This window comes from Bacillus sp. ISL-4 (assembly GCF_018613275.1).
Taxonomy (GTDB): Bacteria; Bacillota; Bacilli; order Bacillales; family DSM-1321; genus Peribacillus; species Peribacillus simplex_E.
Map to the genome: position 1 here is coordinate 259,077 of NZ_JAGGQN010000014.1, position 24,590 is coordinate 283,666.

The following is a 24,590-nucleotide window of genomic DNA, read 5'->3' on the forward strand; positions in this document are numbered from 1 at the left end:
GTCACCCTTCCGCTTTCAACTCTAGTAATAAATCACGCAGCTCGGCAGCTCGCTCGAAATCCAGTGCCTTTGCCGCTTCCTTCATTTCTTTTTCCATGCTCTCCATCACTTTTAAACGCTCTTTTTTAGGGAGCTTCGCGAGGCTTGGTGCAAGGTCTTCTTTATACTCTTCGCCTTCTTCGGCAACATGAGTTGCCCTTATGGAGTCACGGATATCCTTTTGAATGGTTTGAGGCATTATTCCATGCTCTTTATTATAATCTTCCTGGATTTCACGGCGCCGCCTCGTTTCATTGATGGCAAGTTCCATCGAATTCGTGATGCGGTCTGCATACATGATGACGTGACCGTTTGCATTACGGGCTGCACGGCCCATCGTTTGAATAAGCGAACGTTCCGAGCGAAGGAACCCTTCCTTATCGGCATCCAGAATGGTCACCAACGACACTTCCGGTATATCCAGGCCTTCCCTTAAAAGGTTGATTCCAACGAGTACATCATATTTGCCCATTCGAAGTTCCCGGATGATTTCTATCCTTTCCAAGGTCTTCACTTCAGAATGAAGATATTGGACCTTGATGCCGATTTCCTTTAAATAATCAGTTAAATCCTCGGACATCTTTTTCGTCAAGGTCGTAATGAGCACACGCTCGTTCTTTTTGACGCGCTCCTGTATTTCACCGATCATGTCATCTATCTGCCCTTCAATCGGCCGCACTTCTACCGTCGGATCCAGCAATCCGGTAGGACGGATGATCTGCTGAACCATTTCTGGCGTATGTTCGAGTTCAAATGGTCCCGGAGTTGCCGAAACGAATATGGATTGATGTACCTTTTTTTCAAATTCTTCAAATCTTAGCGGGCGGTTATCTTTTGCAGACGGCAGACGGAAGCCATGATCGACGAGCACTTGCTTCCGCGCCTGATCTCCATTGAACATTCCGCGGATTTGCGAAAGGGTTACGTGTGATTCGTCCACGACCAATAGGAAGTCCTCTGGAAAATAATCCATTAAAGTGTATGGTGTCGCACCTGAGGGACGAAGGGTTAAATGGCGGGAATAGTTCTCGATCCCTGAACAAAAGCCCATTTCCCGCATCATTTCCAAATCATAACGGGTCCGCTGCTCCAAGCGCTGTGCTTCAAGGAGTTTTTCATCTTCCCTTAATTCCTTCAATCGCTCTTCCAGTTCCGTTTCGATATTTTGAATGGCTATCCGCATTTTCTCTTCGCGGGTTACGAAGTGGGAAGCCGGGAAAATAGCAATATGTTCCCGTTCACCAGTAATTTCACCAGTCAGGGCATTGACTTCACGGATGCGGTCAATCTCATCCCCAAAAAACTCGACCCGTACGCAATGTTCATCACGTGAAGCCGGGAAAATTTCGACCACGTCGCCGCGAACGCGGAAGGTCCCCCGTTGGAAAGCAATATCATTCCTCTCATATTGAATATCCACGAGTCTGTGCAGCAAGGCATTCCGGTCTATTTCCATGCCTGTTCGGAGGGAAACAACCATCTCCCGGTACTCTTCAGGGGAACCGAGTCCATATATGCACGAAACGCTGGCAATGATGATGACATCTTTCCTTTCGAACAAAGATGAGGTTGCCGAGTGACGCAGTTTATCGATTTCATCATTGATGCTTGCATCTTTTTCGATGAATGTATCCGTGGATGGAACATAAGCCTCTGGCTGGTAGTAATCATAATAGCTAACGAAGTATTCAACGGCATTATTAGGGAAGAACTCTTTGAACTCACTGTAAAGCTGCCCCGCCAACGTTTTATTGTGGGCAATGACAAGAGTCGGTTTATTGATTCTTTGAATCACATTGGAAACGGTGAACGTTTTCCCTGTCCCCGTTGCCCCCAATAACGTCTGCATTTCCTTGCCTTCCTTAATCCCTTCGACCAGCATTTCAATCGCTGCCGGTTGATCTCCTTGAGGAGAGTATTTTGAGACTAACTCAAACTTATCCTTCACCAAGCATAGCCTCCTATTGAAATATTTTTATATGAAAACGGGACATGCCAATATCCCTTATATTTATTCCGGTTTAATAAAGCATATATACACATTCTACCACATTAGCCTTAAAACAAACCAGCAATAAGCGAACATCCATTCTATTTTTGTTTTATGGACTTCATGATGTGTTGAGGGGAAATGACATGTTTGAGTACAAAAAAAGCACCTTTAGTGTCAGGCGCTCTTGGATGTACGTTTCATCATTCTTTTTGATAACCAAAATCCCACTGTCAGGGATAAGGCATCGACGATGATCAATAAGTTTGTATGCGTATAACCTTTATATGCGGAAGCTGTAATCAAGGCAACAGTTAAAACAAGGCCCACGACATTGTTATAGGTGACTCTTGAAAATAGCATGACAAGTAGGCAAGGAAGGAAAAGGGCAGAAAGAATTTTAATCATTTTTTCATCTCCTTTATAAGAGAAAAATAGAGTAGTTTCAGTTTAAATGATTATCAAGTTTTTTGCCAATCAATTTCCTACTTGATTTTCAAGGCATCATCAGAATATCATTCCACACATCCTCCAATTATGCCCATAAAAAAAAGAGGCAAACCCCTTAAAGAGAAGTTTGCTTCTTTTCATCCCACTCAATATGGATCCGCTTCATGTCCTTTTCTAACGGCGTCCTCAGGGTTATCCGTCCCGCCCAGAGGTTTTGAAGAGTCCGTATGTTCAGAAGCCGCAGCCAGTCCCTCTTTCAATCTGCGGCCATACTCTTCATCGGCCTCTTCGGCAAGAGCTATCATTTTTTCCTGAATGCGCTTGTCGGCAGGAGCCAATGCCGCCACTAAATTGGAAATTAAATCGTCTTTTTCCCAATCCTCGAATTCACGGAATGTTTCACCAGCCTGTTTCGTATTGTTTTGGCGATCGATTGTCTCACGAACAAGTTTCCCTTCCACCATAGGTGTATACTCCTTGCCCGTTTGCTTGGCTTCTTTCAAGCCGCCGACAGTTGATGGTTCGTAGTTGATGTGGGGGTTTTGGCTGCCTCTGCCAACTTCATATTGCATCTGTCCGCCAGTCTGATTCGTGGCAGTTGGTTTCTTTGGCGCATTAATCGGCAATTGCAGATAATTCGCACCAACACGGTGACGCTGTGTATCGGAATAAGAGAATGTACGTCCCTGTAACATCTTGTCATCAGAAAAGTCCAGTCCATCCACTAGGACACCGGTGCCGAAAGCAGCCTGTTCGACTTCAGTGAAATAGTCTTCAGGGTTTTTATTCAAAACCATCGTACCTACATGCAGCCATGGGAACTCATCTTTCGGCCAGATTTTCGTATCATCCAGCGGATCAAAATCCAACTCAGGATGCTCATCATCACTCATGATCTGTACGTTGAGATCCCATTCAGGATAGTCCCCGCGTTCGATCGCTTCAAATAGATCCTGTGTGGCATGATTGAAATTCGTAGCTTGAATTTCATTTGCCTCTTGCTGTGTCAGGTTCTTGATCCCTTGTTTCGGTTCCCAATGATACTTGACAAGCACCGCTTTCCCTTCCTCATTCACCCATTTATAAGTATTGACCCCTGACCCTTGCATCATGCGGTAGTTAGCTGGAATGCCCCATGGGGAAAACACAAAGGTAATCATATGGAATGTTTCAGGTGAGCTCGAGCAAAAATCGAAAATCCTCCTGCCGTCCTGAATGTTCGTGACCGGATCGGGTTTAAAGGCATGAATCAAATCCGGGAATTTCATGGCATCACGGATAAAGAAAATTTTCAGGTTATTGCCTACAAGATCCCAGTTCCCATCCTCCGTATAAAATTTAACCGCGAATCCCCTGGGATCACGTAACGTTTCCGGGGACGTCCCTCCATGAATAACAGATGAAAATCTCACGAATACCGGGGTTTTTTTACCTTCTTCCTGAAAAACCTTTGCTCTCGTATATTTTGAAATAGGCTCGTCCCCCGCTTTACCGGTCGGAACGAAATAACCATGTGCACCTGCACCACGGGCGTGCACCACCCGTTCAGGGATACGCTCCCTATCGAAGTGGCTGATCTTTTCCAGGAAATCATAGTTCTCAAGTGTACTAGGTCCTCTGTTTCCTACAGTTCTAAGACTCTGGTTATTCGTTACCGGGTGCCCTTGCCTGTTCGTTAATGTTTCTTTCGATTCATCATTTGGTTTTTTGGATTTATCAGACAAAATATCCCTCCTCTGTTAATAAAAGCCACAATACTACTATACTTTCCCCTATTCCCTATATTTCACTCTTCAATCTTCAAATTTAATTGAAATTAGTTAAATTTCCCCTATATATCGCTGATCATATGTTAATGCCATTAACAACTGGTGTAAATCATATAATGATAAGAAAGCTTTGAAGCATTTAGTAGAAGCATGGAGGAAGCATACCCATTTTTGTATATGACAACAGCGCTCCATTATAATGAACTAAGGATAAAAAATTCAAAAAGCGGGGTGCCTTCATTGGACGAATCAATATTAGGAAGACTTGGCAGGATGATGACTGGAAAATCCGGTCGTTGGGTTGTCATTGCTGTATGGATAATTGCAGCAATCGCATTAACCTTCACATTGCCTGCCGTAAATGATCGAACAGCAAATAATGCCGCAGACTTGCCCGAAGACTCACCTTCTGTCGTGGCTGATGAACTTATTAAAGAAGAGTTTCCAAAATCCTCTGGATTACCTGCCCTCCTTACATGGCATCGGGAAAGTGGACTGACAGAGGCCGACTTGGCTGAAATCCAGTACCTTTCCAAAGAACTGACAGATAACCCATTGACACAGCAATCTTTTTTACCGCCGCTTCATGAAACTCCGTTGCCTGCTCTTCAAGGATCGGTTTCAGAAGATGGAACGACTTTCGTACAGCCGATTTTCTTTAAGGAAAAGACCGAGACTGAAATTCTCGAAAAAAATCTTGAAAGCATTAATGAGCAAGTCTCGGAACGCATTGGATCGGACCCATTCAAGGTCCCGACAGATTCAAATGAATTATCCCTTCGAGTGACAGGCCCTGTAGGGATATCCGTCGATGCAACGGGTTTATTTTCAGGTGCTGATTTCAAATTGCTATTAGCGACAGTAATACTTGTACTTGTCGTCTTATTACTCATTTACCGCTCCCCGCTTTTAGCCCTCATTCCTCTAATCGGAGTAGGCTTCGCCTATATTGTCACGAGCCCTATCCTTGGATTCATGGCAGACCATGGTTGGATTACAGTCGATTCACAGGCAATTTCAATCATGACCGTATTATTATTCGGTGCCGGAACGGATTATTGTCTATTTTTAATTTCTCACTACAGAAGTGAATTAAGGAATCATAAAAGCAAACGGAAAGCCATGATCGCCGCATTTAAAGATTCATCAGGCGCCATTGCGATGAGCGGACTTACTATCGTCATCTCCCTGCTTACATTGCTTGTAGCCAAATACGGAGCCTACCACCGTTTCGCTGTCCCATTCAGCTTGTCCATTTTAATCATGATGCTGGCAGCTTTAATACTTGTACCGGCATTGCTTTCTATATTCGGAAGGGCTTCCTTCTTCCCGATCGTTCCGCGTACTCCTGAAATGGAAGAAGCACGGGCTAAGAAAAAGGGAAAAGCCGTCAAAAAGCATAAAGATGGCCGCATCGGTATATGGATTGGTCATATCGTCACGACCAAGCCATGGACTGTCATTCTTACATGCCTGATCATCTTCAGTGTTTTAGCTGGCTATTCTTCACAAATAAAATATTCATATGATATTCTCTCTTCCTTCCCTAAAGATATGAACTCCCGTGAAGGCTATTCTGTCATTTCCGACTCGTACTCACCGGGCGAACTGGCACCAGCCACAATGGTTATCGATACGAATGGTGAAGATATCGATTTAGCGCTGGCATTAGAGAGGATGAATATTGTTGAAAGTGTGGCCGATCCAGTCACAAGTAAATCCAATAAAGATCTGCAATCCTATGAGGTCACATTCAACTTGAACCCATATGCTATCGAGGCCATTGATTCCATTCCGGAAATCCGCACAATGGCGGAGAAAGAATTGAAGGCCGCCAATATATCTTCCGTTGATGAAAAGGTTTGGATTGGCGGGCAAACTGCAACGCAATTCGATAAAAGGGATACCGTAAAATCCGATGAGTTCATAATCATCCCGATCATCATCGTCCTGATTTCCCTGCTCCTCTTAGCCTACTTGCGATCTGTGACAGCCATGGTGTATTTAATGGGGACAGTCATTCTCTCATTCTTTGCAGCAATGGGCTTAGGTTGGATAATCCTGCACTATTTCATGGGTGTCGATGCCATAGAGGGGACAATTCCACTTTATTCTTTCATATTCCTGGTTGCGCTTGGAGAGGATTATAACATTTTCATGGTTTCGAGCATTTGGCGTAAGAAAGAAACGATGCCAATCAAGCAGGCCATCAGAAAGGGCGTTGCCGAAACAAGCGGTGTCATCACTTCCGCAGGAATAATCTTGGCAGCGACTTTTTCCGTTCTAGCCACACTTCCGATTCAAGTATTGGTTCAATTCGGGCTCATTACTGCTCTTGGTGTGTTAATGGACACATTCATTGTGCGCCCGTTCCTTGTTCCTGCAATCACCACCCTACTTGGCCGCCGTGCTTTTTGGCCGAGTAAAGTGACCAATCAAGAAGAGAAAGAGCATGCCAATTAATATAGGATATTCTTCATGAGAAAAAACCCTGTGCCCAATAAATGCACAGGGTTTTTCATGTTTTCAAAATTAAGGAAAACTTTCAGTTGACACTATTGCTTCCACCTCTTATAATTACATTAAGTTAAAACATCTCAAATTAAAGATATATAAATTCAAGATTAATAATTAGGAGGAATAACCATGACAAATACAAAATGGACAGTCGACCCGACTCACAGTGCTATTGAATTTTCCGTAAAACATATGATGATTGCTAAAGTAAAAGGAAGTTTCAATAAGTTCGAAGCAAGCATTCTAGCAAACCCATTGGATTTAACAACTGCAGAAATCGATTTTACCGTTGATGTGGCCAGTATTGACACACGCAATGCAGACCGGGATAATCACTTGCGTTCCGCTGATTTTTTTGATGTAGAAAACAATCCTACATTAACATTCAAATCAACAAAAATTGTGAAAACGGATGAAGATGAATACGATGTAACTGGAAATGTGACTCTTAATGGAATCACACAAGAAGAAACTTTCAGCATCACCTTCGAAGGCCAAGGGAAAGATCCATGGGGAAATGAAAAAGCTGGATTTAGCGGAAAAGGGAAAGTCAAACGCAGTGATTATGGGCTAACCTATAACGCGGCATTAGAAACAGGCGGCGTACTGATCGGCGATCAAATCACGCTTACCATCGAAATCGAAGCAGCTAAAGAAGCTTAACGAAAAGAAGCAGCAGCCATCCATAGGATGACTGCTGCTTTCTACATTTATCGGATTTACGAATTCCTCGTTTTATATAGTAAATAAATGAAGTATGGTGCCCCGATGCTCGCTGTGAAGACACCAGCCGGTATTTCCAAAGGTGAGAATAAGGTCCGTCCAATTAAATCCGCCACCATAACCAGGATGCCGCCAAGCAAAGCTGAAGTGGGCAGTAACACTCCAAAACTCGAACCAACCAGCCTTCTGGCCATATGGGGTGCCATTAATCCCACAAACCCTATTCCGCCGGCAAATGCCGTGGAACCACCAATCAAGGCCGTGCTGATCATCAATAATGCAAACCGCTGTTTTTGGACATGTCCCCCAAGCCCCGTTGCAAGGTCATCGCCTAGCTCCTGTAAATTAATATTCCTGGCATAAAGGAAGGCGATTAACAGGAATAGTATCGTCCATGGTGCCAGTACAGCGATATTATTCCAGGTGGAGTTAGACACTGACCCCGTGATCCAAAGGTTGGCCTGGCTCGCTTGATAGACTGGGCCAAGAATCATCATCATTGTAGTGAGTGCCTTCATTAAAGCCATCACCCCAATCCCGATCAACACAAGCCTTATCGGGGGAACTCCATTTTTCCAGGCTAATGAATAAACAAGAAAGGCCACGACCGTCGCACCAATGAATGCAGCTAACGGCAGCCAATTGATGCTCACCGTTAAAGAATGATTCTTATCGCTAAAAATGGCCAGGAATCCAACGACCGCCACTGTCGCTCCTCCTGTTATCCCCAAGATATCCGGGGAAGCAAGCGGATTCCGAATCATCCCTTGAAGGATCCCTCCAGCTACAGCAAGGCCCATCCCTACCAGCAGGGCAACAATTATTCTAGGCAGTCGGAAAGATTGGATAATAAGCCGATCGCTCTCCGTCCCCCCTCCGATAAAGACCTGGAGGACACTTAACGGATTTATATTCATTTCACCCACTCCAGTACTGATCACAAACACTAGTGAAGTGACTAAAAATAATATGAAAACCACGATCATAGCTTTTTTATCCATCAAGAATGATATTTTTTCATTAAACAAACGAAAGCTCTTATATGACTTCATCGACCGCTGAACCCCTTTCTAGCTATATAAATAAAGAATGGGGTCCCGATTATGGCTGTCATGACTCCAACCGGAACTTCTCGAGGCATCAGGATATACCTGGATATGACATCGGCCGCAATCAAAAGCACCGCCCCGAAAAGTCCAGAGAAGGGAATCAACCAGCGATGATCGATTCCTACTATTGAACGGGTAAGATGCGGAACGACGATTCCTATAAAGCCAATCGGACCCGCAACCGCCACTGATCCGCCAGCGAGCAGTATGATTGCCAGTCCCAGGACCAGTTTAAGGAAAACTATATTCAGTCCAAGGCCCTTCGCAACATCTTCACCCATTGATAACACATTCATTTTACCGGACATGATCAAGGCAAGGCCCCATCCTGCGACAAGATAAGGCAGGACGGCAACTAAATTATCTAGACTTCTACCGGAAACGGATCCGGCAAGCCAGAATAGGACTTGATCTAAAAGAGCCTCATTAGAAACAAGAAGACCTTGTGTAAGTGAAGCTACCATGGCCGTCATGGCTGCACCTGCCAATGTCAGCTTCATCGGTGTCAAGCCGCCGCGTCCCATGCTTCCAATCATATATATGCTTATCGCGGCTATGGCCGCCCCTATGAATGAGAGCCATGTGAATACTTGAAGATTGCTTATCCCAAACACGGTGACCCCAGTGACAACCGCCAATCCCGCCCCGGCGTTGACCCCGAAGATATCTGGAGAGGCCAGGGGGTTTTTAGTTAGCGTTTGCATCAAAACCCCCGAGATGGCTAAACTTGCACCAATTGCCGAAGCAATCAGGGCACGCGGAAGTCTTACTGATTGAATGACAATGTGTTCATTCGTCCCATTGAAATGGGTAAAAGCATCGATGGCCATTTTCCATGTTGTATCTGTATAACCGTATACAATGCTTGAGCACAGTAAAAACAGCAGCAAAAGAATGGTAATGAACAGCCCCATCCATTTCTGCCATGTATATTTTAATAACATATCCAGTTACCTTTCCAATCACGTTTGTATAGTAATATTTTACTGGTGGTAATGGGATTATGTCAACGAATTTGAGAATCATTTTCATTTATATATTGACAGAAAAGTATATTCATTTTATGATGATGCTGTTAAGTGCGAATGATTATCATTTGCTGAAAAATCGGGAGGGGTACATAGATGTTTAGATTTAAGTCATTATTAACGATTTTTACAATATTTGCAGTCTTTCTTCTAGCAGCTTGCGGGAATTCGGATGATAAAGCCGATGGAAATAAAGCTGAAGACAAGAAAGAAGATAAAAGCTACACAATTGAGCATGCCATGGGCACTACCGAGTTGAAAGAAACGCCTAAAAGAGTGGTCGTTTTAACGAATGAAGGTACTGAGGCATTGCTTGCTTTAGGAATTAAACCTGTTGGTGCCGTTCAATCATGGCTTGGTGACCCTTGGTACGACCATATTAAAGATGATATGGATGGGGTCGAAGTTGTTGGTGTTGAACATGAAGTTAACTTAGAAAAAATCGCATCACTGAAGCCTGACTTGATTATCGGAAGCAAGATACGCCAAGAGGCTGTTTATGATAAATTATCTGCGATCGCCCCTACCGTTTTCTCGGAAACGCTAAGAGGAGATTGGAAAGAAAACTTTAAACTATATGCAAAAGCCTTGAACCTTGAAGAAAAAGGTAACGATGTAATTGCAGAATTCGATAAAAAAACAGCAGATCTTAAAGCTAAATTGGGTGATAAAGTAAATCAAGAAGTTTCCATTGTTCGTTTCATGGCTGGAACTACTCGTATTTATTACACAGATTCATTCTCTGGAGTGATTTTCGATCAATTAGGATTTAAACGTGCAGAACAACAGAAGGAACTTTTCACTGCAGATAATAAATTAGGTAACCTTGCCATTGAGGTTGGGAAAGAAGTCATCCCTAAAATGGATGGAGATATTCTCTTCTACTTCACGTACGCTCCTGAAGGGGACAAACAGGCCCTAAGCACAGCAAAAGAATGGACTAATGATCCACTTTGGAAAAACCTTGATGCAGTCAAAAATGGAAATGCCCATGAGGTTAGCGACGCAACATGGAATACAGCTGGCGGAGTAATTGCAGCTAATAAAATGCTGGACGATATAGAAAAGATCATGCTTGAAAAGTAATATTTTAAAAAAGGCCTTTCTCGATACAAATCGAGAAAGGCCTTTTTATTTTATATTAATGTGTCATTAACCCACTTGTCCGCTTTCCTTTAATTGATCGTCTACGAACAAGATGCCCAATTCGTAATGCTCCCCGTCAAAAAGAGCTCTTTGCACAAAACGTATCTGTTCATTGTTATCGATGACCTCAAGCTTGCAATGTGCCCGGTTTATTTGGAGCGCCCTGTATAACTCTCCTTCTTCCCTGACGACGACCCCATTTATTTTCGAAATGACCTCGCCTTTTTGCAACCCCATTTTATCTGCCGGAGATTGAGGGATAACGCCTAAGATCTGGACACCCAGCTTACTTTTCGAAAAATAAAAAGGAAGCCTTTGATCCATTGCCTTCTGGGTATAGTGCAGGAATTCACGACCAAGGATTGCTAAAACAGCCGTTATGATTGCAAATGGGGGGTACCAGTAACCAACTGCCGCCAATATCGTAATCACAATTCCCAATGCTCCTACCTTTTTGCCTTGCGCCCTAATGGCCAGTTCCGGAAGCGTCCCATGAACTTTTTGCTTAAAGCCGATTAAAATGGGCAGTACGATCGGCGATAGGGACATGTCCCCGATTGAAAAAACTGGATACCATTCGAAAGGCACTGGAAGTTGTCCGCCAGGAATCATAACGAACATGGGAATTAGCCAGATTCGCTGTGAAACATACACACCTATCGGCTGCCCCCTCTTGGATACCTCCAACTGAGGAGAGACCTTTTCACTTCCATTGCCAGCAATCAAAAACCCTTCAGCAATCAGTAATAATCCTATCAAAATAACAAGTGTCGGATATACGGACCGATCCAGCTGATTAAAGGCATCCTGAAATAAAGTCAGCTGGATATCACTATCATATAAAAAGAAAAGGATAAAGAAGGTGAGTCCCACTGTATAAACGGGGGAAACAAACCTCTTTTTCATGGATAGCATGGACAAAACCGTAACCACTGCCATGATGAACAGAGCCGCCAAAGGAATGGCTAGTCCAGTAGCCAGCGTGACGAAGGAAAGGATCAATCCCCATATCAATCCTTGAGGTAACATGGAACGCAGCTCCATGGAAAAACTGTAAATCTTCGTATTGAAATCATGGCGTTCCCGTTTAACGCGAAGATAGCCGATGAATAAACAATAGGCAATCGAAACATAAAGCAAAGGATGAAGGAAGAGTTTTCCTAATCCCATTAAGCATGCAGTCAGCCAATCCGTTGTCAATTTCTTTCCACCATCCTCAAAAGTAATCAAAATTTTGTCAAATTTCGTTCTGGTCAGTTACCTCCTATTCTATCAAAAATGTAACCTTCATGCCTATTAAGATGCAGAAAAAGTAGCTTTATCTTAAGTTTCCCCTATACTGCCTTCATGTTCGCAGGCGGGGCTCGATCAAATGCAAAAGAGGCACCGCTCCAAGGGGAACGGTGCCATCAATTTATTTCACTAAATAATTCAAAGCCGTGCGTAACTGAATATCATTATCTTCATCCTGGATCTTATCCAGAATGGCGGACTCCAGATGTGCTGCGGTTTTAGCGTCCAGTTTACCAGTCACATCCAGGCCAAATTGTTTTTGGAATGCTTTTACTGCGATTTCTGTACTCCAATCATAATATCCATCCTCACGACCCGGTTCAAATCCAAGTCCTTTCAGAATGCTTTGGGCATACTGGATTTGTTCATCATTCATATCCCGTTGCAATACCTTCTCAACGGCCAGCTGATGTGCATCAAAATACTCCGGTTGTTTCACTTTGATTGTCGGTTCGATCCCTTTTTTATGGATCCAGTTCCCTGAAGGCGTCAGCCACTTATATAACGTAAGTTTAATCTTACTGCCATCACCCATTGGTACAGCTTGCTGTACTGTACCTTTCCCGAAGGTCTTCTCACCGACCAATGGATAGTCTCCCGCCTCATGCATCGCGCCAGCCAGGATTTCCGAGGCTGAGGCGCTGCCTTTATCCGTCAAGACGGCAATGGGATAACTTTTCGCTTTCTTTAGGCTTGTAAAAAACGATTGTGTTTCTCCTGTTCTTTCCGCAATTTGCAAATAGGGTTTGTCTTTCGTGATAAACTCGCCAAGAATCATTTCCACACTGGAAAGAAGACCTCCTGGATTGCCGCGTACATCTATGACCAAGCCCTTGATTCCCTGCTTTTCCAGCTCCTTCAACTGCCTTTTGAAATCAGTCGCAGTATTTTCCGAGAATGTGGTCAACTCGATATAACCGATTTGTTCTCCGGTGACTTCCTTAATTGATGAAAATACGGTATCCAACGGGATTTCGGCACGTACCATACTGAATTCTAGAGGATTGTCCACACCGGCCCGCTTTATTTCCATTTTGACGGGTGATCCTTTTTCGCCACGGATTTTCAGGCGTGTCTCATACAGATCCAAACCTTCTACACTCTCGCCATTCACCTTAAGGATTTGATCTTTCGGCTTTAATCCTGCTTTTTCAGCAGGTGAATCTTTGTAAGGAGAAACGATGATGACCTTACCATCTTCCATTCCGATTTCAGTCCCAATCCCTTCAAAAGAAGAGTCCAGGGTTTCATTGAATTGCTTAGCGGTCTCCTTGTCCATATATACGGAGTAAGGATCTTTCAACGCTGACAGCATGCCTTGGATGGCACCCTCGACCAGTTTGGAACCGTCGACCTGTTCTACATACTGACTTACGATCAAACCGTAGGCTTGTTCAACTTTTGCCCATTCCTTATCCTTTGATATTTCTTGGCTTTCATCCTTTGCTTCATTCTTGGCCGGAAGGCTTGTCCAATATATGCCCCCCACTGCTCCAATGGCTAGTGACATGATGATTGCTAGAGGAAGTACCCATTTTTTGACCATATTTATCCCCATTTCTGACCTGATATGTATTTCACTATATGAAGGGAATGGTAAGAATATGCTTATAGAAAATGGTGACACCACACAAAAAAACAGACAAGGAATTTATCCTTGTCTGTTTTTCCATTGATATATTGGGTATTAAATATTTATATAGTTTAATGGATTAACAGCATTTGACTTGCTATAATTCCATGGGCCTTTATGTAGCTCAAAGTGTAAATGCTGACCGAAGGAATGTCCTGTGTTACCCATGATGCCAACTTGTTGACCTTTGGCAACTACAGCACCTTCGCCTACTTGTCTAGAACTTAAGTGTGCATACACAGTAGTCCATTGCTGACCGCCGATTGAATGGGTAACGAAGACGACGTTACCGTATGTACTTGATAAGTAAGAACGGCTTACGACTCCGTCGGCTGCCGCTACAACTGGAACCGTTCCGCTAGCAGCTATATCGATACCGGCATGCTGTTTATTCCAACGTTCACCCATTGTTGAAGATATATATCCTGCACTAGGTCTAGTGAAAGTACCAGATGATACAGCCGGCGCTTGACTTACATTAGACGAAGATTGTGAAGATGATGATGAGCTGTTGCTTTTTGCACTATATCCTGAAGAAGTGGATTGTTTTTTTGTTTCGGTTGCCTGTGATGCTTGAGAAGCTGCTTGTGCTGCAGCTTGCGCAGCTTCTTGCTCTGCACGTTTTTTCGCTTCGGCTGCCGCTTTTTTACGGGCTGCTTCCAATTCAGCAAGACGTTGATGCTCTAAGCTGATGGCTGATTTGATCGCTTTTTCTTGAGCGGCAAGATTCGCTTTCTCTTCCTGTAGACCCATCTTCTCGTCTTCATGCTTTTTAGTTTGTTGCTTTAATTTCTTAACCAAAGCATCCTTTTCTTGCTTCTGCTGTTTTTGTTGCTTTTGAATTTCCAATAGTTCAGCTTTTGCCACTTCTAAACTGGCTAACTTCGTTTCAACGGCTTTTTGCTTTTCTTCCAGATCCTTTTTATCCAGCTCATGCTCTTTTAAAATATCGCGGTCGGCTTCAGCGATTGTCGCTACAGCTCCGACACGGTCAACTAAATCCCCAAAACTGGATGATCCGAATAATACTTCAAGGTAGTTCACGTCCCCGCCAGTCTCTTGGAAAGAAAGGGCCCTTTCCTTCAATACTTCATTACGTTTGGCGATCCGCTCTTTTAATACTTTAATCTCTTCTTTCAATGCCTCGATCTCTTTTTTCGTTTGAGTAATTTCAGCATTTTTAGCATCGATCTTTTTTGCAGACTCGGCAATTTTCGCTTCAATGGCAGCGATTTGATCTTCTGCTGTCATTTGCTTATCCTGCAGGTTATCGATTTTCTTTTCCGTTTCGGAAATATTCGATTCAACACCCGAACGTTTATCCTGGATGGATTCTTTCTGTTTTTCTAAATTCGAAATCGACTCAGCATAAACCGAAGGTGCCGCTAGAATGCTTCCCAACCCGATCATGATGGAGGCATTCATGGCAATGATATTTTTTTTCAACGTTTCATTTCCCCTTTCAACCCGTTACATCCATGCCTTGTAACGTCTCTCTATGTCTGGCTTCTTTTGGCTTTCGAGTAAAGATACACTTTTATACTTTCAAGAACTTCCTGACGGACATCAAGCTGCCCCATATCCCGATAACGGCACCAATTACGATGAGGATGGCCGAAACTTGATAAATAAATGGATTTGCAGGCAGGAAATCTATGAATTTGAACGTGATTTGCGGTGCTGCATATTTATATAGATTGTAGTAGAGTACTGCTATCAGACCTATCGGAACGATGGAACCGAGGATTCCCAACCAGAGTCCCTCCAAGAAGAATGGCCAACGGATGAATGTATTCGTTGCTCCTACCAATCTCATGATCTCAATTTCTTTTCTTCTGGCTACAATGGTAATTTTAATCGTATTCGAAATCAGGAACATTGCAGTAAATAGTAAGCCTACAATAAGAACGATTCCTATGTTTCTCGCAATATTTACGAAGCTGAACAGTTTCTCGACGTAGCCTTGTCCATATTTAACACTTTGGATATACTCAAGGCCTTCGATTTCCTTTGCCACCTTGATGACATCTTGCGGTGATTTCGTTTTGATGATATAAACGTCCCTTAATGGGTTGTCCTGTTCAAATGGTTTAAAAGCATCACCATTATCGCCTAAATCATCTATTAAATTCGTAAGCTCTTCATCTTTTGGAGAGAAGACCACTGATTCAATGCCGTTCATCTCCGTAATTTGCTTACCGATAGCTTTTATATCGTCATCATTCGCTGCATTATCAATATGTGCACGAACTTCGACATCTTTCTCCACATTTCCCGCGATATGATTTAAATTCATCATGAGCACTAAAAAGACGCCAACCAATGATAGAGTGACCGTTACTGCACTGACTGAAGCAAACGTCATCCATCCATTACGGCCAATATTTTTAAAACTTTCACGGAAGTGACGGAGCAATGTTCTAAATTTCATATCCGTAATCACCTCGATGTTCATCGCGAACTATTTTTCCACTTTCAATGGCAATGACACGTCGTTTGATATTGTTGACGATGTCCCTATTATGAGTGGCCATGACAAGTGTAGTTCCGCGTTTATTAATTTCTTCAAATATGTTCATGATTTCCCATGATGTTTCAGGATCAAGATTCCCTGTAGGCTCGTCGGCGATGACCACCTTGGGATCATTTACGATCGAACGGGCTATCGCAACCCTTTGCTGTTCCCCACCAGATAATTCGGAAGGCAGCATTCTAGCTTTATGTTTAATGCCAACCAGATCAAGAACTTCCATGACTCTCTTTTTGATTTCTTCTGGTTCCTTTTCGATAACTTCCATGGCAAATGCTACATTTTCATAAGCAGTGAATGTTTGAAGGAGTTTAAAATCTTGGAATACCATACCGATATTTCGGCGGAATAGAGGAACTTTCGAATTGCGGATACTTGGCAGGCTAAGGCCATTGACCAAAATATTACCGCTTGTAGGCTTTTCTTCCCTATACATCATTTTGATGAAGGTCGATTTTCCGGCACCACTGGGACCCACTACATAAACGAACTCGCCTGGCTTTATTTTCACATTGATTCCATTAATGGCAATTACGCCATTTGGATATGTCTTTTTCACATCTATCATTTCTATCATTCTAAAACCACCTAATTTGCTTGTATTATCACTATGTACCAACAGCTTTTTCGACAATTTTCACTGAAATCTGACAGGAATCTCTCTTACTTGAGCACAGAAACATTATAACATCATATTTTGTCAAATTAAGCTTAAAAAATATTACAGTTTCATTTCAGTTAGACATATATCAACATCATATGTAATATTTCAAGGGTTTAATTGCTTGATAAGGGATTGAATGTGAGTTGTTTCGAGGTTTTAAAGGAGGCTAAAAAAACGTCCTGCTAAAAGCAGAACGCTCGTTAATATTACTTATGTCCAGCAAGCCATTCTGCAACCATGCTCGCTTCCTTGCCCTGGATTATCCCTTTTGGCATTCCACCTTGGCCATTCGCTATGACTTTTTCGATGTCTTCTTTCGAAAGCTTAGAACCGACCTTCGTTAAATTCGGTCCCACACCGCCTTCAAGATTCACTGCATGACAGCTTGAACATTTGTTTTCATAAATTTTAGCGGCATCACCGGCACCTGCCGTAGTCGTTTCATTATTTTCACTTGAAGGCTTTTTATCTGCAGTATCATCGTTCCCACCGCATGCAGCCAAAGCCAAAGAAGTACCCAAAATTAAGGCTAACGATTTCAATTTCATTGTATTTACCCCCTCTGATTTATTCCATCACAAGAACATTATACCAATTTCAATCCAGTTTAAAACCCTCCCCAAGTACCTCCGATGCGTCCATTACAATTACAAACGCTTTAGAGTCAACGAGTTTCACCAATTGTTTCAATTTGGTGAATTCCGACTGGTCTATTACGCACATCAAAATTGGACGAGTATCATCCGTATAGCCGCCATACCCGGATATGCCTGTTACACCCCGGTCCAGCTCATGTATGATAGCATCCCTTACTTCCATTTCTTTATTCGTGATAATGAAAGACATCTTCGAACGGTTCAATCCAATTTGGACAAGGTCGATCGTCTTGCTTGTCACATATAGCCCTATTAATGCATAAAGCCCTTTTTCAATATCAAAAACGATGGCAGCACTTAAAACGATGATTCCATCAATGACAGCCACACAGGTTCCCAATGACAGATGGGTATACTTATGGAAAATCTGTGCCGCCAAATCGGTCCCCCCTGTGGAGCCCTTCCCGCGAAAGACGATCCCCAGCCCAAGTCCGACCATCATCCCCCCGCAAATCGAACCAAGCAATGCATCATTCGTCCATGCATCCCAATCCTTTGTCAGAAATACCACTAAAGGCAGAAACAAGGTTCCAATCAGGCTTTTGGCTCCGAAATGTCTTCCAAGGATAATAAGCCCCGCAATGAACAATGGGATATTAAAACCCCAAAGTACATAAGCCGGCTCCCAACCGAGAGTTGAATCGAGAATCGTGCTAATCCCGCTGACCCCGCCAGATGCAACCTGGTTTGGCAGTAAGAATACGTTAAAACCAATGGCAATTATGGCCGAACCCACAATCACCAATCCATACTCCTTTAACTTTTGAATTAAAGGGTGCTTCTGCTCCCGGTATCTTTTCTTCATTTTGCATAAGTCTCCTCGAACCATCATTATTAACTAGTATTGGCCGAACGAGGTAGAGCATCCCTTTTCCATCCTGTAAATGTCAGCCAGAAGATTCGTTAAAAAGGCAATCATAAAAAAAGCCGAACCGGGGATACCGGTCCGACTGGCTAATCTTATAATTTTGAACGCAAGTACGCATCAATGAACATATCGATATCCCCGTCCATGACCGCTCCCAAGTTTCCGGTCTCCGCACTGGTACGGTGATCTTTAACCATGGAATACGGGTGGAAAACATAAGAACGAATTTGGCTTCCCCAGCCAATTTCCTTTTGCTCACCACGGATTTCATCCAAATCCGCTTGTTGCTGTTCAATTTCACGTTGATACAATTTGGCTTTCAGCATATTCATGGCTTGGGCCTTGTTTTTGATTTGAGATCTCTCGTTTTGGCACGTTACCACGGTGTTCGTTGGTATATGGGTGATCCGGACTGCCGAGTCAGTTGTATTGATATGCTGACCGCCTGCACCACTTGCCCGGTACGTATCGACTTTCAAATCTTCCGTGCGGATTTCTATGTTGATCGTTTCATCGAATTCCGGCATGACTTCACATGAAACGAATGAAGTATGGCGTCTCCCTGAAGAATCGAAAGGAGAAATACGGACAAGACGGTGTACTCCTTTTTCCGCTTTCAAATAACCATAGGCGTTATGGCCTTTGAAAATTAAAGTGACACTCTTGATTCCAGCTTCATCACCTGGAAGGTAGTCAAGGGTTTCCACTTTAAAGCCTCTTTTTTCACCCCATCTTGTATACATACGAAGCAGCATGGAACCCCAATCCTGGGACTCCGTTCCGCCTGCACCAGGATGCAGTTCAAGAATGGCATTCTTCGAGTCATATTCTTCACTTAGTAAAAGTTGAAGTTCAAAGTCATTCATCTTTTGTGAAAGAATCGTGATTTCTTCTTCCAGCTCAGCCAAAAGTTCTTGATCATTCTCCTCTTTCACTAATTCATATGTCAAATCCAGATTTTCATATGATTCATTCAGATCGGACAATTGATTGACTTGTTCTTTCAAAGCATTCGTTTCATTGATGACATTTTGTGCTTTTTGCTGATCATTCCAAAAATCGGGGTGTGTCATCTCATTTTCAAGCTGTGCGATTCGTGCCTCTTTTTCATCTAAGTCAAAGAGACCCCCTAAAGTCCGTTAATCGTTGCGCTGTCCGTTCAAGTTCATTTCTTATTTCTGCTAATTCCATTTCTCTTCACCTCATTAAGTATGTTAAAAAAAATCCCTGAAGAGGGATTCCCTTCATTACAAATAAACCTCTTCAAACTATATGCAAATATATTGCTTTATGCAAACTAAACATGAAAAGAGGCGGCAAGCCTCACACTTAACCGTCCCATAATCATTATACACCTAACTTTAGCCTAAATTACCATGGCAATTCTTATATTTTTTACCGCTGCCGCATGGGCATAACGCGTTTCGGCCAACGTCTTCCTTTTTACGGGCAGGGGCTTTTTTCACTTTTCCCCCGTCTTCTTCCTTCGGATTGACCGCTTGCCCTTTTATGACTTCCTTACGCTCCAAATTGTTACGGATTTCAGCCTTCATGATATATTTGGCGACTTCATCTTCCATTGAAGCAATCATGGCTTCAAACATTGCGAAACCTTCAGATTGATATTCACGTAACGGATCGATCTGGCCATAAGCACGAAGGTGGATCCCTTGGCGCAATTGCTCCATTGCATCAATATGGTCCATCCACTTACTATCGACTGCACGAAGAACGATTACTTTTTCGAACTCACGCATTTGTTCTTCGGATAGCTCTTCTTCTTTTTGGTCATAGCTTTCTTTCACTTTTGCTAAAATGAAATCAACCAATTCCGTTTCATTTTTCCCTTCCAATTCAGCTACAGTGATTGAACCTTCATTAAATAGGTTACCATTCAGGTAATCCACAAGGCCTTGTAAATTCCAGCCTTCCTCATCACCCATTGGTGCAAAGGCGACAACATTTCGCTGGATGGATGCCGTAATCATCGTTTCGACGATTTCACGTAAGTTTTCACTTTCCATGACATCAAATCGCTGTTTATATATAATTTCCCGTTGTTGACGGAGAACATCATCATACTGCAGTAATTGCTTACGTGAATCGAAGTTATTGCCTTCGACCCGTTTCTGTGCGGATTCAACGGCTCTTGTCACCATTTTACTTTGAATTGGCTGAGAATCATCCATTCCAAGGCGTGCCATCATGTTTTTCATGTTATCCGAACCGAAGCGGCGCATCAATTCATCTTCCATTGATAAATAGAATTGAGTGACCCCTGGGTCTCCCTGACGGCCGGACCGACCACGCAGCTGGTTATCTATACGCCTGCTTTCATGACGTTCCGTGCCGATGACAGCAAGGCCTCCAAGCTCCTTGACTCCTTCTCCAAGCTTGATATCCGTACCGCGCCCTGCCATGTTCGTAGCAATCGTAACTGAGCCTTGATTACCTGCATTCGCAATGATTTCCGCTTCACGCTCATGGTTCTTGGCATTCAAAACATCGTGAGGGATTCCTTTTTTTGATAAATAGGCGGATATGACTTCAGATGTTTCGATGGCAACCGTACCGACAAGCAAAGGCTGACCCTTTTTATAACGCTCGGCGATGTCTTCCACAACAGCCTTGAATTTCCCATCAGTTGTCGCGTATATAAGATCTGCCCTGTCATCCCTAATGATATTCCTGTTTGTCGGGATCGCAATGACATTCATATTATAAATATTGCGGAATTCCTCTTCTTCCGTTTTGGCTGTACCGGTCATACCTGAAAGTTTTTCATACATCCTGAAATAGTTCTGGAATGTAATCGTCGCAAGAGTCATGCTTTCATTTTGGATTTCAAGTCCTTCTTTCGCTTCGATCGCCTGGTGGAGACCTTCACTGTAACGGCGGCCTTTCATCAAACGGCCAGTGAATTGGTCAACGATGACTATCTCGCCTTCCTGGACCACATAATCCACATCCAAATGCATGGAAACATGCGCCTTTAACGCCTGATTGATATGATGATTCAAAGTAACGTGATTAATATCGAACAAATTATCGATATTAAACGCTTTTTCAGCTCGATTCATCCCATCTTCCGTCAGCTGAACTCCTTTTGTCTTTTCATCATATGTGTAGTCCGTTTCTTTTTTTAAGGTTCTAACAAACGCATTGGCCTGGATATAAAGCTGAGCCGATTTTTGTGCGGAACCGGAAATGATCAATGGCGTTCTCGCCTCATCGATCAAAATCGAATCGACCTCATCAATGACAGCAAAGTGCAGCGGGCGCTGTACCATTTGTTCTTTATATAACACCATATTGTCACGAAGGTAATCAAAACCTAACTCATTATTCGTACTGTACGTAATATCCGCATTGTACGCCGCCTGCTTTTCTTCTTTAGAATGACTGTTCAAATTCAATCCGACGGTCAAACCAAGGAAATCATACAATACACCCATCTCGGTGGCATCACGGTGTGCCAAGTATTCATTTACAGTAACGACATGTACACCTTTACCGGTAAGCGCGTTTAAATAAACAGGCATGGTGGATGTCAAGGTTTTACCTTCCCCTGTTTTCATCTCGGAGATATTTCCATCATGAAGGGATGCCCCACCCATGATTTGAACACGGTAAGGATATAAGCCCAGAGCACGCTTTGCACCTTCACGCGCAACCGCAAAAGCCTCGACAAGCAAATCATCAACGGTTTCCCCATTTTGATAACGCTCCTTAAACTCCTCCGTTTTGGCACGCAACTGTTCATCCGATAGCGCAGCCGTCTCATCAGCCAATGCTTCGACCTGATCGGCGATTTTTTCTAATCGTTTGATTTCTCGCTTATTCGGATCAAAAACTTTATTTAATATATTAAGCATTCAATAACGCTCCTCTATTATGGTAATGATCGTTCAATGACTAAATTCATATAAGTAAGAAGAAACACAACTTCTATTATTACTAATGCACGCTTAATTTTACCACTTCTATTCTAGAGGTACAACTTCATGTCACTTACCTGGTATAGACCTGAATTCAATTCTTGCGAAAAACAATGGATAAATGAGGAGTAAAACTGTTAAAATAGAAGGAAGTATAAAAAATATGTTGCAACCCCCCCACTATTCCATATGTAAATGAGAATTATCCATAACCTTCCATTACTAGATGCTGTGTCCCCTCTAGCGATAGCATGTCAAGGTAATCCAACCTTACAGGCGTCATGTTTTGAATGATAAGGTGGGCTACTGAAACTTAATAGCGGAAGATAAATAGAACATGTTTCGAGGTGGTATTGATGATTGGTGAACGTGTAAAAAAACTGCGAGAAGAAAAGAAAATGTCGATGACTGAACTTGCCGATAAAGCGGGTGTGGCAAAGTCTTATTTAAGTTCGCTCGAGCGGAACTTACAAACGAATCCTTCTATTCAATTTCTTGAAAAAATCTCCGCCGTACTTAACATTCCTGTAGATGCCCTGCTTTATGATGCACCAAACAAGGAAACCTTGGACACTGACTGGATGAAAATCGTTGAGGAAGCCATGAATTCAGGTGTTTCAAAACAACAATTCAGGGAATTCATCGAGTTTAATAAATGGAGAAAAGATAAAGAGGAGTAGAGTGGTAGTGCACTAGTTTACCTACATAATCCTGAAGAATACAGTTTGAATAAGCTAGACTCGCTAAAATCTCAAGGAGAAATAAACCCTATAAACAGCTAATGGACCGAACCACTGTTTATAGGGATGTTCTCGATCTTGTTCGAAACCTATTTTCCATCGTTCTCCTCAAAAGATACCTCAAGGCTTTCCCTTTTTAAAAAAGCACTGATTTCCTCTTTTTTGAAACCCAAGCTCCTTGCTTCTGAAATCAATTTCACCCATTCTTGATCCATTGCCACATTAGCCACCTCTTCTACCTCCTAAAATACTCTTTGTATTTCAGGCAGACCAGCCATCATAGTCACAAGGACCTTAGACCTGTGCCTTTGCGCCCCAATCTTTCAATAAGTTTGCCTTTGTCATGGTATTTATTACCAAATACAATACCTATAATCATATTATAACGGATACATACTCCATATATTGCTATTTTATGTCGGTAATCCACATAAAAGCAAAAACTTTTATCCGACAAAATATTACAAAATTAAGAAAATTCATAGTGCAGGTAATTTATCATTGACTAATTCAATTTCGCTTTTTTGTATAATGGTAAATATTGCTTCTCTTAATATTTCGTTGGGGTATATTGATTCTCTCAATTATAAGTGCATCCATAAATAACTAGTTGTTCTTTTTAAAGAACTAAAAATTCGAGTATAGTGCAAAAGTTAGGGGTATTTAAATAGAAAAAACTGACTATTTATCTTAATAAAGAACATTTTTTGTTCTTCGAAATGAACTTTCCGATGTTTTAGAGAACAAAATTTTAAAAACAACAGCCAACGAATTCTATTAAAAAAGCACAACCCAGAGACTGGGTTGTGCTTTTGATCTTAGATTAATAGTTAACTAGGTTCAATTAATCCATAGCGCCCATCTTTTCGGCGGTACACTACGTTTGTTGTATTAGTATCCGCATTCGTGTAAACGAAGAAACTGTGACCAAGCATATTCATTTGTAAAATCGCTTCTTCACTGTCCATCGGCTTTAAATCAAAGCGCTTATTGCGGACCACTTCAATATCATTATCGTCTTCGAATTCATCCACCACTTCGTCAACATCCATATTGAAGGCGAATGCATCGGGTGTTGTCGATAGATTGTTCCGGAACTTACGGTTGACCTTCGTTTTATGTTTACGAATTTGGCGTTCAAGCTTATCATTGATCAAGTCAATGGCAGCATACATATCCGCATTTTCCTCTTCAGCGCGAAGAACCAAATTCTGCATAGGAATCGTCACTTCGACCTTAGATGTATTATTGTTCACTTTTAAATTCACTAACACATTTGCATCTGGTGTATTGTTAAAATATCGTTCTAACTTGCCAATTTTCTTTTCGACGTATTCTCGAATTGCTGGAGTTACCTCAATGTTTTCACCGCGTACGTTGTAATTCATAAAGTGAGTCCTCCTTAAATTAAGACTATACAGTTAGATTCTACAATACCCCTCCGGTTCCCTTTAGAAACACATCATGAAATATGTCGAAATAATGAAACAATTGTCG

General features: G+C 42.4%; 21 protein-coding genes and 1 riboswitch. Of the genes, 5 read left to right on the top strand and 16 right to left on the bottom strand.

Features of this window, described 5'->3' with window-relative positions:
* Position 1: 1 nt before the first annotated feature.
* The 3 genes from uvrB to J7J00_RS13885 all read right to left on the bottom strand — a co-directional run bounded on the left by uvrB (position 2) and on the right by J7J00_RS13885 (position 4,203).
* Positions 2 to 1,987 (bottom strand): excinuclease ABC subunit UvrB, encoded by a 1,986-nt coding sequence (uvrB, locus tag J7J00_RS13875; protein ID WP_214791346.1) that lies wholly within the window; start codon positions 1,985 to 1,987, stop codon positions 2 to 4.
* A 219-nt stretch (positions 1,988 to 2,206) separates the two neighbouring features.
* Positions 2,207 to 2,437 carry a CsbA family protein gene (locus J7J00_RS13880; protein ID WP_034309928.1) on the bottom strand — a complete coding sequence of 77 codons (231 nt, stop codon included), beginning with the start codon at positions 2,435 to 2,437 and terminating at the stop codon, positions 2,207 to 2,209.
* A 188-nt stretch (positions 2,438 to 2,625) separates the two neighbouring features.
* Positions 2,626 to 4,203: a catalase gene (locus tag J7J00_RS13885; RefSeq protein ID WP_286201341.1), complete on the bottom strand. Its 1,578-nt coding sequence runs from the start codon at positions 4,201 to 4,203 to the stop codon at positions 2,626 to 2,628.
* A gap of 285 nt (positions 4,204 to 4,488) precedes the next feature.
* Between J7J00_RS13885 and J7J00_RS13890 the strand changes: the two genes are divergently transcribed.
* Both J7J00_RS13890 and J7J00_RS13895 read left to right on the top strand, forming a co-directional pair.
* Positions 4,489 to 6,711, top strand: a complete 2,223-nt coding sequence (locus J7J00_RS13890) for an MMPL family transporter (RefSeq protein WP_396020551.1) — start codon at positions 4,489 to 4,491, stop codon at positions 6,709 to 6,711.
* Positions 6,712 to 6,894: 183 nt separating this feature from the next.
* The gene (locus tag J7J00_RS13895) at positions 6,895 to 7,428 is read left to right on the top strand and encodes a YceI family protein (protein WP_214791350.1); all 534 of its coding nucleotides are present in this window, start codon (positions 6,895 to 6,897) and stop codon (positions 7,426 to 7,428) included.
* A 56-nt stretch (positions 7,429 to 7,484) separates the two neighbouring features.
* Here J7J00_RS13895 and J7J00_RS13900 read toward each other — a convergent pair whose 3' ends face one another.
* Together J7J00_RS13900 and J7J00_RS13905 are read right to left on the bottom strand one after the other, a co-directional pair.
* A complete protein-coding gene (locus J7J00_RS13900) occupies positions 7,485 to 8,540 on the bottom strand; it encodes a FecCD family ABC transporter permease (RefSeq protein WP_214791351.1) in 1,056 nt (351 codons plus the stop codon).
* A complete protein-coding gene (locus J7J00_RS13905) occupies positions 8,537 to 9,541 on the bottom strand; it encodes a FecCD family ABC transporter permease (RefSeq protein ID WP_214791352.1) in 1,005 nt (334 codons plus the stop codon). Before J7J00_RS13905 ends, J7J00_RS13900 begins: the two co-directional genes overlap by 4 nt.
* Positions 9,542 to 9,600: 59 nt before the next feature.
* Here J7J00_RS13905 and J7J00_RS28060 point away from each other — a divergent pair, with 59 nt between their 5' ends.
* On the top strand, positions 9,601 to 9,729 hold the full coding sequence (locus J7J00_RS28060) for a hypothetical protein (protein WP_286201342.1): 129 nt from the start codon (positions 9,601 to 9,603) through the stop codon (positions 9,727 to 9,729).
* Positions 9,722 to 10,711, top strand: coding sequence for an ABC transporter substrate-binding protein (locus tag J7J00_RS13910; RefSeq protein WP_214791353.1), 990 nt, complete (start codon positions 9,722 to 9,724; stop codon positions 10,709 to 10,711). The genes J7J00_RS28060 and J7J00_RS13910 overlap by 8 nt, the downstream gene beginning before the upstream one ends.
* A 66-nt stretch (positions 10,712 to 10,777) precedes the next feature.
* Here the strand turns inward: J7J00_RS13910 and J7J00_RS13915 are convergent, their stop codons facing one another.
* The 9 genes from J7J00_RS13915 to secA all read right to left on the bottom strand — a co-directional run bounded on the left by J7J00_RS13915 (position 10,778) and on the right by secA (position 22,290).
* Positions 10,778 to 12,001, bottom strand: a complete 1,224-nt coding sequence (locus J7J00_RS13915) for a PDZ domain-containing protein (protein WP_286201343.1) — start codon at positions 11,999 to 12,001, stop codon at positions 10,778 to 10,780.
* Positions 12,002 to 12,185: 184 nt separating this feature from the next.
* On the bottom strand, positions 12,186 to 13,610 hold the full coding sequence (locus tag J7J00_RS13920) for a S41 family peptidase (protein WP_214791354.1): 1,425 nt from the start codon (positions 13,608 to 13,610) through the stop codon (positions 12,186 to 12,188).
* 141 nt (positions 13,611 to 13,751) lie between these two features.
* Positions 13,752 to 15,143, bottom strand: coding sequence for a murein hydrolase activator EnvC family protein (locus J7J00_RS13925; RefSeq protein WP_214791355.1), 1,392 nt, complete (start codon positions 15,141 to 15,143; stop codon positions 13,752 to 13,754).
* Positions 15,144 to 15,234: 91 nt separating this feature from the next.
* A complete protein-coding gene (gene ftsX, locus J7J00_RS13930) occupies positions 15,235 to 16,128 on the bottom strand; it encodes a permease-like cell division protein FtsX (protein ID WP_214791356.1) in 894 nt (297 codons plus the stop codon).
* Entirely contained in the window at positions 16,118 to 16,804 is a 687-nt protein-coding gene (gene ftsE / locus J7J00_RS13935) for a cell division ATP-binding protein FtsE (protein ID WP_061141190.1), read from the bottom strand. Before ftsE ends, ftsX begins: the two co-directional genes overlap by 11 nt.
* A gap of 293 nt (positions 16,805 to 17,097) precedes the next feature.
* Entirely contained in the window at positions 17,098 to 17,439 is a 342-nt protein-coding gene (gene cccB, locus J7J00_RS13940) for a cytochrome c551 (RefSeq protein ID WP_214791358.1), read from the bottom strand.
* Positions 17,440 to 17,488: 49 nt separating this feature from the next.
* Positions 17,489 to 18,352 (bottom strand): YitT family protein, encoded by an 864-nt coding sequence (locus J7J00_RS13945; protein WP_214791360.1) that lies wholly within the window; start codon positions 18,350 to 18,352, stop codon positions 17,489 to 17,491.
* Between the two features lie 155 nt (positions 18,353 to 18,507).
* Positions 18,508 to 19,606 (bottom strand): peptide chain release factor 2 gene (gene prfB, locus J7J00_RS13950; RefSeq protein WP_286201344.1). Its coding sequence is split into 2 segments (ribosomal slippage): positions 18,508 to 19,542 and positions 19,544 to 19,606, totalling 1,098 coding nucleotides; the frame shifts between segments, so codons are not numbered across the junction.
* Positions 19,607 to 19,776: 170 nt separating this feature from the next.
* Positions 19,777 to 22,290 carry a preprotein translocase subunit SecA gene (gene secA / locus J7J00_RS13955; RefSeq protein ID WP_214791364.1) on the bottom strand — a complete coding sequence of 838 codons (2,514 nt, stop codon included), beginning with the start codon at positions 22,288 to 22,290 and terminating at the stop codon, positions 19,777 to 19,779.
* A 419-nt stretch (positions 22,291 to 22,709) separates the two neighbouring features.
* Between secA and J7J00_RS13960 the strand changes: the two genes are divergently transcribed.
* A complete protein-coding gene (locus J7J00_RS13960) occupies positions 22,710 to 23,033 on the top strand; it encodes a helix-turn-helix domain-containing protein (protein WP_063233922.1) in 324 nt (107 codons plus the stop codon).
* Positions 23,034 to 23,182: 149 nt separating this feature from the next.
* Here the strand turns inward: J7J00_RS13960 and J7J00_RS13965 are convergent, their stop codons facing one another.
* Positions 23,183 to 23,323: an anti-repressor SinI family protein gene (locus J7J00_RS13965; RefSeq protein WP_286178586.1), complete on the bottom strand. Its 141-nt coding sequence runs from the start codon at positions 23,321 to 23,323 to the stop codon at positions 23,183 to 23,185.
* A gap of 31 nt (positions 23,324 to 23,354) precedes the next feature.
* Positions 23,355 to 23,440: riboswitch (cyclic di-GMP riboswitch) on the bottom strand.
* A gap of 483 nt (positions 23,441 to 23,923) precedes the next feature.
* Entirely contained in the window at positions 23,924 to 24,481 is a 558-nt protein-coding gene (gene hpf / locus J7J00_RS13970; protein ID WP_214791366.1) for a ribosome hibernation-promoting factor, HPF/YfiA family, read from the bottom strand.
* Positions 24,482 to 24,590: the final 109 nt, after the last annotated feature.

Excerpts from the sequence above, each read along its gene's own strand:
- J7J00_RS13880 (WP_034309928.1), bottom strand. The coding sequence starts at position 2,437 with ATGATTAAAATTCTTTCTGCCCTTTTCCTTCCTTGCCTACTTGTCATG.
- J7J00_RS13895 (WP_214791350.1), top strand. The coding sequence starts at position 6,895 with ATGACAAATACAAAATGGACAGTCGACCCGACTCACAGTGCTATTGAA.
- J7J00_RS13900 (WP_214791351.1), bottom strand. The coding sequence starts at position 8,540 with ATGAAGTCATATAAGAGCTTTCGTTTGTTTAATGAAAAAATATCATTC.
- J7J00_RS13905 (WP_214791352.1), bottom strand. The coding sequence starts at position 9,541 with ATGTTATTAAAATATACATGGCAGAAATGGATGGGGCTGTTCATTACC.
- J7J00_RS28060 (WP_286201342.1), top strand. The coding sequence starts at position 9,601 with ATGTCAACGAATTTGAGAATCATTTTCATTTATATATTGACAGAAAAG.
- J7J00_RS13910 (WP_214791353.1), top strand. The coding sequence starts at position 9,722 with ATGTTTAGATTTAAGTCATTATTAACGATTTTTACAATATTTGCAGTC.
- J7J00_RS13920 (WP_214791354.1), bottom strand. The coding sequence starts at position 13,610 with ATGGTCAAAAAATGGGTACTTCCTCTAGCAATCATCATGTCACTAGCC.
- ftsX (WP_214791356.1), bottom strand. The coding sequence starts at position 16,128 with ATGAAATTTAGAACATTGCTCCGTCACTTCCGTGAAAGTTTTAAAAAT.
- ftsE (WP_061141190.1), bottom strand. The coding sequence starts at position 16,804 with ATGATAGAAATGATAGATGTGAAAAAGACATATCCAAATGGCGTAATT.
- cccB (WP_214791358.1), bottom strand. The coding sequence starts at position 17,439 with ATGAAATTGAAATCGTTAGCCTTAATTTTGGGTACTTCTTTGGCTTTG.
- J7J00_RS13945 (WP_214791360.1), bottom strand. The coding sequence starts at position 18,352 with ATGAAGAAAAGATACCGGGAGCAGAAGCACCCTTTAATTCAAAAGTTA.
- secA (WP_214791364.1), bottom strand. The coding sequence starts at position 22,290 with ATGCTTAATATATTAAATAAAGTTTTTGATCCGAATAAGCGAGAAATC.
- J7J00_RS13960 (WP_063233922.1), top strand. The coding sequence starts at position 22,710 with ATGATTGGTGAACGTGTAAAAAAACTGCGAGAAGAAAAGAAAATGTCG.
- hpf (WP_214791366.1), bottom strand. The coding sequence starts at position 24,481 with ATGAATTACAACGTACGCGGTGAAAACATTGAGGTAACTCCAGCAATT.